Origin of the sequence: Parasegetibacter sp. NRK P23, assembly GCF_023721715.1 — a bacterium.
Taxonomy (GTDB): Bacteria; Bacteroidota; Bacteroidia; order Chitinophagales; family Chitinophagaceae; genus Parasegetibacter.
Map to the genome: position 1 here is coordinate 1,971,605 of NZ_JAMDLG010000001.1, position 14,361 is coordinate 1,985,965.

The following is a 14,361-nucleotide window of genomic DNA, read 5'->3' on the forward strand; positions in this document are numbered from 1 at the left end:
AAAGATATTTTTAAATAAGAGTTAATATTTATTGTGCATTCTTATTCTTTTTAACACTTACTAACGAATAAGAGAACTATTAATTTAGCAACCGCGTTTTCACCAATCCTGTAGAAAAATTATTATCTAAATCTTATAAACCCATGACGCTTAAACCAGCATTGCTGCTTACTGCACTCTTCTTGTATTGTTCCGCCTTATTCAGCCAAACCACCAAACATTTCGTTCACGACAACACCAGTGCAAGTATCCCGATCTCCGGATATACCTTGTATTCCTTTCCCAACAGTACCAACCTGGCTTACATCGCCAGAAACTATACCACCGGGAACAGCAGTCTTGTTACCCTGGATGAAAATGGCGCCGTGGTCCGCTCTTCGCAGTTCTCAGACTATTTTACATGGCCCACCTCCAACCACAGCCAAACACAGTATGATGTGATATCACTCGATAATGGCAATTTATTTATAGTTTATTACGCCGGCTCCACCGATACAAAAACATATGACAATGCACGTTATATTGTAATAGCGCCAGACGGTACGCTGGTTTCCAGTGGTGTAGTGAACTCCACCGATCCCGGCAACCAGCTTACCCGCTTTTTTTCGCTGACCAAACTTTCCAACGGAAAGATTGTAGCTTTGTTCCAGCGTACAGACAACAGCACTTACGCCTTTAGAATAATTTCCGCGGAAGGGACGCCTGAAGGCAGCGACATCGTGCTTTCAGGCGCCAATGTTCGTACAGGACGTGTTGCAGCCGGCACCAACGGCAATTTCATGGTCGTTTATTTCCTATCGGGTGGCGCACTCCGCGGACAATTGTACAACGCCAGCGGAACAAATATTCCGGTTGACGGCAATACGCATTTTACTATACACAACTCGGGGCCGGATTTTTATCCCCTAAACCCGGTGGGCCTCTTGGATGGTACCTACGCCATATTTTACGGAACCACTTATGGCACTTACTGGAGAAGGTTTTACAACGCGGATGGTACCGCCAACGGAACGGCTGTATCACAACCATCCGACTACAACATTTCAAGCGTTTTTCTCAATCATACCGCGGGACAGGAAGGTTACTATGTACCCATCTCTACCAAACGCTATCCATCCGACCCCAGCGATCTCGATTACAGCGTATCCTTTCTCCGGTTTAACAACAGCGGCGTACAGCAGGAACAAATCGACGACGGGCGCTGGTTCAACTCCCCTTCCACACTTGTGGCTCCGGGAAAAGTATCCGGCTTCAGCTACCTGATCTCTTATTATAAAAGTGTTTACGTGGAAGACTATGGAGATGGTTGGATAGAATATTATCCTGACGGCGACAACGATGTGGTGGGTGTTTTCCAGAATTTCTCCAACAGTGGCACCCTGCCCGTTACTATGCGCAGTTTTACGGCGTACCTCCGGAACGGAACCGCTCAACTGGAATGGGAAACCTCAGCGGAAACGCAGAACAGCCACTTCTCCATAGAAAAAAGCACCGACGCACGCAACTTCACCCGCATAGGCACTGTGAATGGAGCAGGCAATAGCAACCTGGTTAACCGCTATTCCTTCAGTGATCCCATCGGAACCGCCCCGATCGTACATTACCGCCTGCTACAGCATGACCTCGATGGCAAGTTAACCGTGGCCGGTACGCGCGTATTGCGCAACAACGGGGTAAGCGATGTCAGATTGTCTCCTAACCCTGTTCCCGGAAACAGCATTACCATAGAAAACACTACACCCGGTGCATCGTACCAGATTTATGGTTTGAACGGGCAAATGGTATCCGGAGGCGTTTTGCTGAAAGTAGTAAATACTATTTCAGTTTCTGCTTTACCCGCGGGCATGTACCATGTTCGCCTGGGCGATGGCCAGACGGTGCGGTTCATCCGGCAGTAAAATAAATGCCGTAAACGGTTTCATCAAGGTTATTAATATAAGGTGCCGGGTTCTTAATTGGGCCGGCACTTTTTGTTTCTTTTCTTTATCTTACCTATTACAATCTTCATCAGCATAAACGGAAATATGTCTTATAACACACAACTTGCAGAACAGGTGAGAACATATTTGTCGCAGTTTGAAAAATATGACATCGAAGAAAAAGAAATGTTTCGGGGACTGGCGTTTATGGTCAATGGAAAGATGTGCGTGAATGTAAGCGGTGAAAATTTAATGTGCCGTTTCGATCCCTCACTTTTACAGGAAGTAGCGGCGCGTAAAGGATACCGGCCCATGATCATGAAAGGAAAACCATACAAAGGATACTGTTATGTGGAGCCCTCCGGGTTTAAAAACAAAAAAGATTTTGAATACTGGATTAACCTTTGCCTGGCATTCAATGAGCAGGCAAAGGCATCAAAGAAAAAAACTAAAAAGCAATCGTAGCAACGGCATGTTGTAATAAATATAAATGCAGATTTAAAAATGTATTTATTTTGCCAGCGACAGAACCACCTACTTCATGAAAAACAATATCGGCTTCAACATAGTATTCGCGCTTATAGCATTTCCCATAGGCATCGCCTTAATCAGTGATACAGACTTCAGCACTTTTACGTTTAAAAAACCCGCACTGGATGCCGTTTACCTGATCACTTTTGTTGTCGCGATTTTTTTGATGTTGAAAAAAAATAAAAGGGAGCAGGGAAATAATAAGCAGCCCTAGCGGAATATTAACTTCCCCACTAACTGTACCATTACTTCATAAGTAAAGGATGTCCTTAGGAGTTTTAAATAGGTCCAATCTTCAACAGAATACCTTCTTCATACTATCCTACTAATAGGAAACACTTAAATTAAGTTAAAGCCTGTTTTTATTTTGACTCCGCTTAATATTATTACATAAAAAGAATATTTTTTAGTGTTCTATAAGACAATATCTTAGGTGTGATATTCGTATTCTTCTCTATATCGTATGAACTAAACTCAATTCCAATGAACAGCATTACATTTATCCGAAAAAAGCATCGTACACGCACAAACTTGTTAGCAGCCTTCACCATTCTTGCACCTTTGATGAGTCAGGCACAAACACCAGATACATTGATGGCGGTAAAGGACAACAGCCTGAACCACAGAATGAGCCTTTATAAGAGTGGCGGGTTCCTGCTCGGCGGCGAATATACCGGCACTGGCGGCAGTATCGTGGCGGAAGGTGCAGGCACACGTTTATTATGGTATCCTGAAAAAGCGGCTTTCCGTGCTGGCTATGCCAGTGGCACACAATGGGATAACGCAAGTATTGGTGACTTTTCCATCGGTTTGGGAGAAGGTAATATAGCATTGGGGACAAACTCAGTAGCACTTGGGAGGCTTTGCCTGGCTTCGGGGTTCGCCGCGTTCACTATGGGCGATCAGAATACAGCCAGTGGCGCAGCTTCCGTGGCGCTAGGCTATCATTCCCATACGAATGCACGTCAGGGAAGTTTCGTATTTGCGGATCGATCTTCTGTTGATACCGTGCGCGCGGGCGTAAACCACTCAGCTACCTGGAGGGTGAGCGGTGGCTTCAGGCTATTCACCAGCTCAAACCTTAGTACAGGTGTTACAATTCAATCCGGTGCATCTGTTAGTAACTGGGGACAGTCAAACGCGGTGATCTCCACTTCAACAGGTGCCATGCTCACTACCGCGGGGGTTTGGCAGAACACATCGGATGTGAACCGTAAACATTTGTTTGAACCTGTATCCGGAGAAGAAGTGTTGCAAAAATTGCGTGGGCTAGATATCCAGAAATGGAGCTATAAAGTGGAGCCGGACAATATCCGTCACATAGGCCCTACCGCACAGGATTTTCACGCCGCTTTTGGCCTTGGCGGAGATGATAAAACCATTGGAACCGTTGATGCCGATGGCATAGCACTTGCGGCCGTTCAGGCCTTGGATGAACGCTCCATCGGACAAGCTGAAGCCATAAAAAAACTACAGGATGAAAACAAAGACCTGCGCAAAAGACTGGAAGATATTGAATCAAGGCTCAACAACAACACGGCCGGCTTCCCTGTTTATCTTACCATGCTCGCGTTAGTATTATTGGTTGGCGGTGTACTGTTCAATAAACGTTTCCATTTTTTCCCGACCAAAAAATAATCTACCTATGAGAAAACTATTTGTCATGGTGGTTATGGCGGGAACTTGCTTTGCTGCAACGGCACAGCAAATCTATGTATCACCCGATGCCGTACTCACCATTAATAGCGGCACCAGTTTCGGAGCACCCGGCTTAACGCTGACCCCTTCATCGGGTTTTCAGACAAGCGGCATGAATATTCAAAGGAACGAAACCGTTTCCAATTCTTTTCCCGCCGCTTATATGCCGGGTGTCTATAATTTCGGAAACGCAAACGCCATATTCAGTGGGGAAATAAGATTTGATTATTCAGATGCTGATTTGAACGGGCTGGATGAATCACAACTTCAGCTCACTGTTTATAACGGTTCAGCCTGGGTGAATGCAGGAACGCCCACAATCAACACAACCGACAATTACCTTTTGGCATCGGGCCTTTCCAATATTCCCTTGCAGGAGATGATGCTTTCAATTGGCGCACCATTACCACTTCAGTGGGGAAAAATAAGCGCGCTCCGGACAGCTGAAACCATCCGCGTAACATGGGAAACCTTCCAGGAATATAATGTGAGTCATTTTGATGTGGAGCGAAGCATTGATTCCAGGAATTGGGTATTGGCAGCCACAGGCATAAAGGCAAAAAACCTTCCGCTCGCCAGCAGGTATGAACATGCTGATTTTGTGAACCATGCAGCCAGACTGTACTACAGAATCAGACAAACAGATAAGGATGGACGCTTCACGCTTTCACCAGTTGTTGCTGTGAATGGAACAAACCAACCTGAAAGCATTACCCTATATCCCAATCCTGCGAACGGCTTCTTCGCCATCTCAGGAATTGATATAGCTAAAATCACCGCGGTAACGATCCACGATAGTAATGGAAGATTAGTGAAAACCTGGAGCACACCGCAAACCAGGTATGAACTTACTTCTTTAATACATGGCATTTACACCGTAAGCGTATTTACATCAACAGGCGTCAGCTTACGGCTTCCGATTGTTGTTCAGTAAGTTTGTTTTATGAATAAGTCCTGAAGCGGTAATTTAATGGTTACCCTTCAGGACTTATTATTATCCCCACCTCTTCAGCAAGCAACCTCCACCTTCAACCTGAATCCTTTCCCGGGGGCAGTGTCCACCTTCAACTGCCCGTGGAACAAGGCGGTCCTGTATTCCATGTTCCTCAGGCCGATGCCCCCGCTTATGCTGGCCATATCCGCGCCCGCTCCATCATCCCTTACCTCCAGGTAGATTTTTCTTGCGTTGCGGATCAATACAACATCGATGCGCGAAGCGTTGGCATACTTTTCAATATTATTGAGTTGTTCCTGTAAAATCCGGTACAGGTTAATGGCGAGTTCTTTTTGAATGGCTGGTGTTTCCCTGAATTGCGCACTGTCGAAGAATATGTCATACCTGCCGTCGGCATTGAATTGCTGCAGCAGGTCATGCACAGAATTGCCAAATCCCGGCCGCATGATGTCTACCGGGGCCAGTTGGTGGGAAAGTCCCCGGATTTCATTGATGGCCATATCGATATAAGTTTTGGATTTGCCCACCCACATTTGCTGCGCCTCATCCGTGCCGCTCACAAGGTCGAGGGTAATTTTCGCGGTGGCGAGAATCTGGTTCACGTTATCATGTAACTCCCGGCTGATAAAGGCCCGCTCCTTCTCCTGCGTACGGATGATGGCCTTGGTCATTTGCTGCTCTTTCCGGACAAGTTCCCGGCTGTGCTTTTCCTGCATCAAACGGAGCTGGGTCACATCTTTGGAATAACAGGCGGCCCCAATTACGGTTCCTTCCTGGTTATAGATCGGGTTAAGGGTCACCAGCGCATGGTGTACCGAGCGGCCATCCGGCGAGGGTTCTGTTTCGGTAATGGTTGCCGTTTTACCTTCAAATGCCTGTTGGTAATGGGCACGCCACCGCTGGATGCGTTCCGCACCTAACTGTTCGTAGAGTACCGATTCTCCTTCATCAGGCGTATGCCCCAATACATGTCCAAAATATGTTTTGAACGCCTGGTTGGCGGAAATCAGTTTAAACTCCGGCGAAACCGACCACACGAATCCATCTATACTATTAATCATCGCCTCCGTGTTCTGTTTGATCCTTAGTACTTCTTCCTCCTTGCGTTTCTTCTCCGTTGCATCACGCTGGATCGAAATGAAATGGGTACAGATTCCTTGTTCGTCCATAACCGGAACAATGGAAACCTGGTTCCAGAATATGCTGCCGTCTTTCCTGTAGTTGAGTAATTCGCCTTCGAAAGGAACTTTATTGATCAACGCGTTTTTAAGTCGCGACAATTCTTCGCGACTGGTGCGTATACCTTGCAACAGCCTCGGAGACCGGCCAATCACTTCGGCGGCCGTGTAGCCCGTCATGTCTGAAAAAGCCTTGTTCACATACGTGATCTTTGGTCCCGGACTATCAATATCTTCCGCTGCGGTGATGAGAATAGCATCCGTGGAAGTGGTGATGACGGATTCCAGTAACCTGAGATGCTGCTCTTCCTGCTTTTGCCGCGTAATGTCTTGCATCGAGCCGATCATTCTTTCGGGCTTCCCTGCTTTATCCCGCACCACAAAGCCTCGGTCCTGAATATACCTGTAACTCCCGTCCCTGCAAAGGAACCGGTAAGTTTCGTTCCATTTTTTCTCATCTCCTGCGAGGTGATGTTGAATACTTGCTTCAATCCTTGCCCTGTCATCGGGGTGAACACACTGCATCTTCCAGGCGATCTCGTTTGTTTCCTGGCTGCGTTCATACCCGAATAATCCTTTCAGCGCCTGGTTCCATTCCACTTTACCTGTTTGAAGGTTCCAGTTCCAGATGGTATCGCTTGTGGCCTTAGATACAGTCTGGTAAATACTGATGGCGTTTTCCAGTTCCTTTCTCCATTTCAGCGCATCGGTAATGTCGGCGGCGGCTACAATAATCAGTTCCCTGCCTTCCGCGTAAACAGTATGCGACGTGATTTCCACATCTATCAGTACCTGTCCCTTCTTGTAATGGCGCCATACCCCCTTGTGCACGATGGAGCCACCGGATGGCACGCCAGCCACCTTTTTCAGCTTTTCCACATCTTCCAGGGGCCTGATCTGATCAACCGTCATTTCAAGGAATTCTTCCCTTGAATAACCATAGTGCGTAATGGCTGCCTCGTTCACCTCCAGGAACCTTCCGGTTTTTTTCTCCACGATCCACAATGGATAGGGGTGTTGTAAGAAAAGTGCTTCATAAGGAAGCGGGCCGGATATTTCAGGCTGCGGCAGCAATGTATTCAAGCTCACAAGCGTACTGCTGAAAGGGGTACTATTTTTCATTAAGGAAGGTTAAAAGAAGGGTGGGAAATGATAAGACCTATCTGGTCTGAAGCGCTGTCAAACGCCGGATCTCTTCCAAAAGCGCCTCCTTCGAAACCGGTTTGGAAAGATAACCGTTCATGCCTGCTTCCAGGCATCTCCGCTTTTCACTCACCGACTGATCAGCCGTGAGGGCGAGGACAGGAATCATCGAATGGCGCTCCTTTCTGATGAACTGCGTTACTTCATAGCCATTTTTGCCGGGCATCCGGATGTCCAGTACAACAAGGTCAAAATTACTTTCTTTGAAAACTTCTATCGCCTGAAGGCCGTTTTCCACCCAGGTAATAAGGCAGGACTGGTTTTTAAGAATTGCATTAAATACAAGTCTGTTCAGCGGATCATCTTCCGCAAATAAAATACGGATATCCATGTGACTTAGGGTTAGGCCGGCTAAAGCCGGTTGGGGTTTCTAATCAATTACTTAACCGGAACAAAAATGTATTTCTTATGCCTATTATTGCGTACGCGGGTAATTATTATCGGGGAAAATACTAGTAAACGCTTAGGGAAAACATCAGGAAAGTTGTAATGGGATTAAAAATTTCATACCAGAGGAGTGGTTCAGAAACTTCCTTTCCTCAGCTCCGGAAAAAAGAGTTCGGCCAGTTGAAAACCTAATTGCTGCAACCATTTGCGCAGCCCTGAAATTTCATAAAAACTATTATCTCCCATATTGATTGGCATTTGAAATAAAACGATTTTCTCCGTTGCGATCTTCAGTTGTAAGCTGAATGGAAGTTAATTCAACCACCGGTTAACTGCTCGTTAATTCCAAAGGTTTTTACAATAAATTCCGGCAACAGGAATACTTTATCAGACATAATTTTAAAAAACAACCACCCTGACACAGGAAAAACAGATAAATAGGGTTATCCGCCGTTTTTCTGCTGATCGCCGTATCTTTCTGCCGTTAAAACAATACCTGGTTCCATTCATTCAATTCAGCTCATGAAATCATTCCTCATCCTGCTCTTTATTTTTTCAGGCTTTTCCGTTGTTGCGCAGGTTAAAAAGCCAACGGCGGAAGAGTTCCAGGCGTTTGCCGATGGGAAACGGAAATCGCTTGCCATTACCTACAGGCACGAGCTTTCCGACGAATACCAGTTGTCCATCGCGCCGCTGAAGGGATTCTCAAATCTTAAATACAAAGTAACCGTGGAATATTTTGATAAGAATAAAACGCTGGAAGGTATGGAAGTTTTCTGCGCGCCCTGGCAGGATGTGAAAAATTCAGGCGCCGTTCCCTTCTCTTTTAAACGCGACAGAAATTTTAAACGGACGAACTTCCTCCACATCACCATAGCATATTACCGGCCGTAAACATATTGACCAAACAATATAATATTGTAAAACAGAAGCCTCACCCCCTACCCCTCTCCGGGGAGAGGGGCGATAGATTTGGGGAGGATTATATTAGGGGAAAACGAATTGTTTTGGGTATTAATATGGAGGAAGGATTGGCGATTGGGATGGATATTGAATGGCGGTATTAGGTACTTTTTACATTTTTTTTCGGTGCGGCTCCTTCACGCATTCAATCATCAGGATAAACCAGCATTGGATTAATGGGTTACAATATTGGTTCCGGGGCGAAAAGCAGGTTTTTAGCAGTAACTACTTTACTTTGATTTTTTCTTTTTAGAAGGAAAAGCGGCTTCCCCTGTTACATTCTTTAATTGAAGTAAAGGAGTGTTTTTGCTTTCCACTACCTGGTTGAAATACGCGGGCTTATTTTTTCCCCATTCCACATGACTGTTCCGTACTTTAATGCCGGTGGCGTTTTCAAAATAGAAGCCGGAGGTGCTTCCCGTAACGAATCCTTCTACCTGTGCCGGCCTGCGGTCGTAGATGCCGCCGGGTAAGGCCGTGGTTTTATCGATAAACACGTCCACATGATCGAATACGATGTTGGAGATTTTATCGGCGGATTCAGCGCTCACAAAGATACCGTTCTCGCTGATGCACTTGATGTTGCTGAAATAAATGTTCTTCACTTCTCCCACTCTTCCTTCTGTGGCACCTTTCGGGAAACGCCAGTTCGCATCTTTATGGTCGATTTTCGCGCGGCGGAAAGCCGTAACATAAATGGGTTCAGCCTTGCCCCACCACACATCGCTGAAAAGTTGTCCTTCAATGATCATGTTGGAGAAAATCACGTCGGTTACCACACCTTCATCCCTGTTCTGGATACCCACTCCCCTGTTGCTCTTTTTGATGATGCAGTTGTTGAACAGCACCTGGCGGATGGTGTCCATATTTTCGGAACCGATTTTAATGGCGCAACTGCGGGAGGTCATGGTGCAATTGGACACCACAATGTTTTCGCATACCCCGAACTCCTCGTATTCCCGTCTGTTTTTCAGACAAATGCAATCGTCGCCGCTTTCAATGTAACAATCGCTGATGCGCACATTCTTACTATGGTCAAGATCGATACCGTCGCTGTTGCGCACTTTCAGGCTGTTCAGCAGCGTGATGCCTGATATTACCACATCATCGCAACCGATCAGGTGAACGGTCCAGTAAGCGGAGTTGCCGATCTTCAGGTCCCGGATGCGGATATTTTTGCCGCCAACTATTGTAAGTACGTGGGGCCTTGGATCTACTATATTGAAGGGCTTCAACACGTAGGAATCTTCGAGTTCCGCGCCCATGAAGGAGATACCGTTCCCGTTGATTTCTCCCGTGCCGCTCAGGGTCAGGTTTTCGATGTTTTCTCCCCCGATCCAGATGGTCCCTTCCCCGGGATTGGTTCTGAACGCGCTTTTCGTATATTTCTTTTCATCCGGATGCGCCAGGAGCAGTACGTTTCCGGGTAAATGAAAATCGATATTGGATTTCAGGTTGAACGGCCCCGATAAATACGTTCCCGGCGCGGGAAACAACACCCTTCCTCCGCCCGCATTTGAACAAGCGTCTATTGCTTTCTGAATGGCCATGGCATCATCGGTTTTCCCGTCGCCTTTCGCCCCGAAATCTTTTACATTGAAGATGGTTTGCGCGTTCACCGCAAATGCCATCATACATACCAACGCTACAAATATTTTTTTCATGGTATCAAAGTTTATTTCGCCTTATGCGTTTCATCGTTATTCCATTGTCCGGGAGTCGCGCCCAGCCAGATGTCCAGTTGTCCGCCACCGGAAAGCATCTTGTAACTGATGTGTCGCTGCGCATATTGTTTACCGTCCCATTCAACTTTCTGAATGAATAAATCTTTGGAAGTTTTTTTATGCACGTTAATGTTGAACCGTTTTCCGGAGCCTGTTTCCAGGCTGATCTTATCAAACAGGGGGGAACACAACTGGTAGTTACCGGAAACCGGGTCAACCGGGTAAAAACCAATGGCGGCGAATACGTACCAGGCGCTCATTTGCCCGGCATCATCGTTGCCACTCAGTCCGCCGGGGCCATCCGTGTATTCTTCCTTCAATATCGTGTTTACTTTTTCCTGTGTTTTATAAGGTGCATCGGTAAAGTTGTACAGGAAGGGAATCTGGTGACCGGGTTCGTTGCCGTGCCAGTATTCATCTTTCCCGAAAAGGCTGTCCAGGGCCCGTTCAAATGCTTTGGTACCACCCATCAGTTCGCTTAATCCAGGTACATCGTGCGGCACGTAGAAAGTGTATTGTCTCGGCGTTCCTTCTGTAATATAGAATTCACGTTTATCCGCATGGAATGGTGAAACCCAGTTGCCGTTGCCGTGTTTGCCCCGCATCAACCCTACCGATGCATCGAACACGTTCCTGTAATTGAGGGCACGTGCCGACAATAGTTTATGGTCGGCTGCCTTACCAAGCGCCGCTGCAAGGGTAGCCAGGGCATGGTCGTCGTAAGCATATTCCAGGGTACGGCTCACCTGTTCTTTTTTATGAAACGCGTCCGGAACACTATCTTCCACGGGAATGAACCCATAACTCAGGTACGAATGCAGTGCGCGGCGCCCTATGCCGTTCCTGTAAACCGAAATATCTCCGGGAGATTCAAACGCGTTCTTCCGCATCAACGCATAAGCATCATGGATATTATAGTTCCGGATACCCTTGTTGTATGCCGAAGCGATGGCCACGGTAACATGGTCGCCGATCATGGCGGCGGTATAACTGTTCCAGCAGGGAAATATCGGCAGCCATCCGCCCTGTTTTCCCTTCGCAATGAGGGAACGCACAAACGCGTTGGTGCGGGAGGTATCCAGTATTTCCACCAATGGCAACTGTGCACGGTAAATATCCCACATCGAAAAATCATCGTAATACCCTGTCCTCCCCGCGTTCTGCACCGGCTTTCCTCCGGCGAAGCGCGGGTAATTTCCGTTTACATCGCTGTACAGGCGCGGGTGCTGCATGGAATGGTACAACGCGGTATAAAAAATTCTTTTCTGTTGTTCGTTATTGGTCTCCACCGTGATCTTTGACAAAATTTTCTCCCATAGCTGCTCCGCGGTTTTGCGCACAGTTTCCAGCGTTCGGTTACCTATTTCAGCATACATATTGGCGATGGCGCCCGGATTACCGGTGAAGGAAGTTCCGGCCCTTAGCGTAATCGTTTCTCCTTTCCGCAGGCGGAATCCGATAAATATACCGCCCTCTTTTTGGTGGCGTATGGTGGTGGTGGAATGAATCCCCGCTTCGCTGAAGCTGCCCGTTTTTTGAAACGGACGATCCGTCTGCGCATAGAACCATCCGCTGAAACCGGCTTCCTGTCCCCATCCCTGGTAAATACGGTGCACGGGGTTTTCGCCTGAAACAGAACGGGTGCCGGCATCGGCTTTCATGGTGCCCAAAGCTTCATCGCTGTTGGGTTTAATCAGCAGGTATAAACTGTCATCACGCAAGATGGTGAACCGCATAACCGCACCGCGTAAGGTGGGCGATATTTCCGCGGTGAAATCTGGGGTTACCAGTTTATAATAGGTTGCCGTGGCGGTTTCATTGGCGTGCGCAAACGGAACCGCATAATCCGCTGTTTTTGTCTTTAGCTTACCCACGACGGGCATTACCGTAAAGCTGCCATAATCCTGCATGCAGGAACCGCTGATCCAATGGGTACCGCGGAAACCACTGAACAGGGAATCTTTGTAATAATAGGGCGCAATACATTTTGTTTCGCCTGTTCTGGTTTGTGGCGTCCATTGTGTCATTGCGAAAGGTAAGGTAACCGCAGGAATGGTGTTGGCGTTCATTTCCTTGCTGCCTTCCTCACTGTGTTTTAACGCTGCAACGGTAGTGGACGGAGCCGTACCGCACAAGGGCTGTACGTAAGGCAGTTTGGGCTGCGCCATACTGAAGGCGCCGTTGCACAAAAAGACAATTATATAAAGCGTTTTATTATTCATAGGTTGCTTTGTACCTCAGCTTTTTCTTTTTTACACCGGAAGTTTTTTCAACCACGATCCGCTTTAGCGGAACGGGTGCTTCCATGGTGATGTTATCCAATACCAGTTGCGCGGATTCATACACCACCACCGGGACTCTGTAATCTTCTTTATGATTGATAAGCTGAATGTTTTTCATCGACAATCCCTTTACATGGCGGATATACATCCCCCAGGCGGGCAATTCCCCGAACATGGAAAACTCCGGGTAAGCAGAAGCCGCCTCCGTTATGATGTGCAGGGAATCTACGGGCATAAAGTTAACGGATGTATCTCCGCCCCCGGCGTAGCGGATGGTGATATTTTCCAGCGATACATTTTCCACGTTGTGGCCCGGAAGGCCGGAAATGGAAGAAGGAAATACATTGTGCCGGTAAACGATGGCCGAGGAATCGGGGTAAGAATAGTTCCAGGGGGAAACGCTGCTGATTTTTTCGGGAGAAGGTTTTATTCTCGGCGGATACCGCAGCAAAGGGCCCTCGGTTTCAAACCCCAGGTCCGGTTTCCCGGCGGGTACTTCTACCCGTACATCGCTGATGTGAATATTGCGTACCGTAGAATAACGTTCGTTTTTGTTCCGGTGTCCCAGTTTAATGAAAATCGCGCCACCTGTATTGGTACCTTCTACGCCTCTGATGTTTATATTCTCCAGAAAGCCGCCATCCACCGTTTCCAGGGCGATGGCACAACGATAAGTGTCTTTCACTTTTATGTTGCGTACAGTAATATTTTTGAAACCGCCAACGGAAGACGTACCCAGTTTAAAAGCATTGGCGCTGGAGCGGATGAAGCAGTCTGCCACATAAATACTGTCGCAATAACGGGCCGGATCAGTTGATTTAAGACATATACCGTCGTCGGCACTGTTGATCCGGGAATTTGTAATGCGCACGTTCCTGCAATCCACGAGATCAATGCCATCGTTGTTCCAATAAGCGACACTTTCCAGGTTGATGTTATCAATTGTGATGTCACGACAATTTTCATAGTGCGTCACCCAGGTGCTGGCGTCTTTCAGCGTAAGGTCGCGCACGGAGATGCCCGCGCATGCTTCAAAATAAAAAAGGCTCACCCTGCTTTTTTCATTCGGACGCTTTGTTTTCCAATCGGGATCAGTAATGGTTCCCGCTTTTAGTTGCCGGTAAATGTCTTGCACCAGTTCCCTGCCCTTTCCATCAATGGTGCCTTTTCCTGAAAGACTGAACTGCGTTATGTTCTTCGCATACAATAAGGCGAGGTGCTCCGTGGTACCGTAGTCTTTGCGCAATGGACTGCCTTGCAGAACGCCCCCTTCTTCCAATACCAGTTGCACCTTAGACCGCAACACCAGCGTTCCGGTAACAAAGGTGCCTGCGGGAACAATTACTTTCCCACCGCTTTCTCCTGCCAGATCAATTGCTTTCTGAATAGCGGAAGTATTAACAGACGTACCGTCTCCTTTCGCGCCATAGTGCAGGATATTAAACTCCTGCGCTTCAGCATGCCGCACCAGCATAGCACACAACAGCACTGAAAAATATCGTAGAAGCAGGTTCATTCAAG

Annotated in this window: 11 protein-coding genes; 6 read left to right on the top strand and 5 right to left on the bottom strand. The window is 47.3% G+C overall.

Going from position 1 to position 14,361, the window contains the following annotated elements; translation table 11 throughout:
- The first annotated feature begins 143 nt into the window (after positions 1-143).
- The 5 genes from M4J38_RS08025 (at position 144) to M4J38_RS08045 (ending at position 5,082) form a co-directional block, all read left to right on the top strand.
- Positions 144-1,898 (top strand): T9SS type A sorting domain-containing protein, encoded by a 1,755-nt coding sequence (locus tag M4J38_RS08025; protein WP_251759030.1) that lies wholly within the window; start codon positions 144-146, stop codon positions 1,896-1,898.
- 126 nt (positions 1,899-2,024) lie between these two features.
- Positions 2,025-2,384, top strand: a complete 360-nt coding sequence (locus M4J38_RS08030) for a TfoX/Sxy family protein (RefSeq protein WP_251759031.1) — start codon at positions 2,025-2,027, stop codon at positions 2,382-2,384.
- A 76-nt stretch (positions 2,385-2,460) separates the two neighbouring features.
- Positions 2,461-2,664 carry a hypothetical protein gene (locus tag M4J38_RS08035; protein WP_251759032.1) on the top strand — a complete coding sequence of 68 codons (204 nt, stop codon included), beginning with the start codon at positions 2,461-2,463 and terminating at the stop codon, positions 2,662-2,664.
- A gap of 317 nt (positions 2,665-2,981) precedes the next feature.
- On the top strand, positions 2,982-4,088 hold the full coding sequence (locus M4J38_RS08040; protein ID WP_251759033.1) for a tail fiber domain-containing protein: 1,107 nt from the start codon (positions 2,982-2,984) through the stop codon (positions 4,086-4,088).
- Between the two features lie 7 nt (positions 4,089-4,095).
- Positions 4,096-5,082 (top strand): T9SS type A sorting domain-containing protein, encoded by a 987-nt coding sequence (locus M4J38_RS08045; RefSeq protein WP_251759034.1) that lies wholly within the window; start codon positions 4,096-4,098, stop codon positions 5,080-5,082.
- A gap of 74 nt (positions 5,083-5,156) precedes the next feature.
- Here M4J38_RS08045 and M4J38_RS08050 read toward each other — a convergent pair whose 3' ends face one another.
- Together M4J38_RS08050 and M4J38_RS08055 are read right to left on the bottom strand one after the other, a co-directional pair.
- Positions 5,157-7,403, bottom strand: coding sequence for a PAS domain S-box protein (locus tag M4J38_RS08050; protein WP_251759035.1), 2,247 nt, complete (start codon positions 7,401-7,403; stop codon positions 5,157-5,159).
- A 37-nt stretch (positions 7,404-7,440) separates the two neighbouring features.
- Positions 7,441-7,815 (bottom strand): response regulator, encoded by a 375-nt coding sequence (locus tag M4J38_RS08055; RefSeq protein ID WP_251759036.1) that lies wholly within the window; start codon positions 7,813-7,815, stop codon positions 7,441-7,443.
- Between the two features lie 578 nt (positions 7,816-8,393).
- Between M4J38_RS08055 and M4J38_RS08060 the strand changes: the two genes are divergently transcribed.
- On the top strand, positions 8,394-8,765 hold the full coding sequence (locus M4J38_RS08060; RefSeq protein ID WP_251759037.1) for a hypothetical protein: 372 nt from the start codon (positions 8,394-8,396) through the stop codon (positions 8,763-8,765).
- Positions 8,766-9,064: 299 nt separating this feature from the next.
- Here the strand turns inward: M4J38_RS08060 and M4J38_RS08065 are convergent, their stop codons facing one another.
- From M4J38_RS08065 to M4J38_RS08075, 3 genes are read right to left on the bottom strand one after another with little or no spacing between them, the layout of a single operon-like run.
- Positions 9,065-10,498, bottom strand: coding sequence for a glycoside hydrolase family 28 protein (locus M4J38_RS08065; protein ID WP_251759038.1), 1,434 nt, complete (start codon positions 10,496-10,498; stop codon positions 9,065-9,067).
- Between the two features lie 11 nt (positions 10,499-10,509).
- The gene (locus tag M4J38_RS08070; protein WP_251759039.1) at positions 10,510-12,780 is read right to left on the bottom strand and encodes a GH92 family glycosyl hydrolase; all 2,271 of its coding nucleotides are present in this window, start codon (positions 12,778-12,780) and stop codon (positions 10,510-10,512) included.
- Positions 12,773-14,356 carry a glycoside hydrolase family 28 protein gene (locus M4J38_RS08075; protein ID WP_251759040.1) on the bottom strand — a complete coding sequence of 528 codons (1,584 nt, stop codon included), beginning with the start codon at positions 14,354-14,356 and terminating at the stop codon, positions 12,773-12,775. Before M4J38_RS08075 ends, M4J38_RS08070 begins: the two co-directional genes overlap by 8 nt.
- Positions 14,357-14,361 lie beyond the last annotated feature (5 nt).

Bases quoted from the DNA above. Each gene is read 5' to 3' on its own strand.
- M4J38_RS08025 (WP_251759030.1), top strand. From the start codon at position 144: ATGACGCTTAAACCAGCATTGCTGCTTACTGCACTCTTCTTGTATTGT.
- M4J38_RS08030 (WP_251759031.1), top strand. From the start codon at position 2,025: ATGTCTTATAACACACAACTTGCAGAACAGGTGAGAACATATTTGTCG.
- M4J38_RS08035 (WP_251759032.1), top strand. From the start codon at position 2,461: ATGAAAAACAATATCGGCTTCAACATAGTATTCGCGCTTATAGCATTT.
- M4J38_RS08045 (WP_251759034.1), top strand. From the start codon at position 4,096: ATGAGAAAACTATTTGTCATGGTGGTTATGGCGGGAACTTGCTTTGCT.
- M4J38_RS08050 (WP_251759035.1), bottom strand. From the start codon at position 7,403: ATGAAAAATAGTACCCCTTTCAGCAGTACGCTTGTGAGCTTGAATACA.
- M4J38_RS08055 (WP_251759036.1), bottom strand. From the start codon at position 7,815: ATGGATATCCGTATTTTATTTGCGGAAGATGATCCGCTGAACAGACTT.
- M4J38_RS08060 (WP_251759037.1), top strand. From the start codon at position 8,394: ATGAAATCATTCCTCATCCTGCTCTTTATTTTTTCAGGCTTTTCCGTT.
- M4J38_RS08065 (WP_251759038.1), bottom strand. From the start codon at position 10,498: ATGAAAAAAATATTTGTAGCGTTGGTATGTATGATGGCATTTGCGGTG.
- M4J38_RS08070 (WP_251759039.1), bottom strand. From the start codon at position 12,780: ATGAATAATAAAACGCTTTATATAATTGTCTTTTTGTGCAACGGCGCC.
- M4J38_RS08075 (WP_251759040.1), bottom strand. From the start codon at position 14,356: ATGAACCTGCTTCTACGATATTTTTCAGTGCTGTTGTGTGCTATGCTG.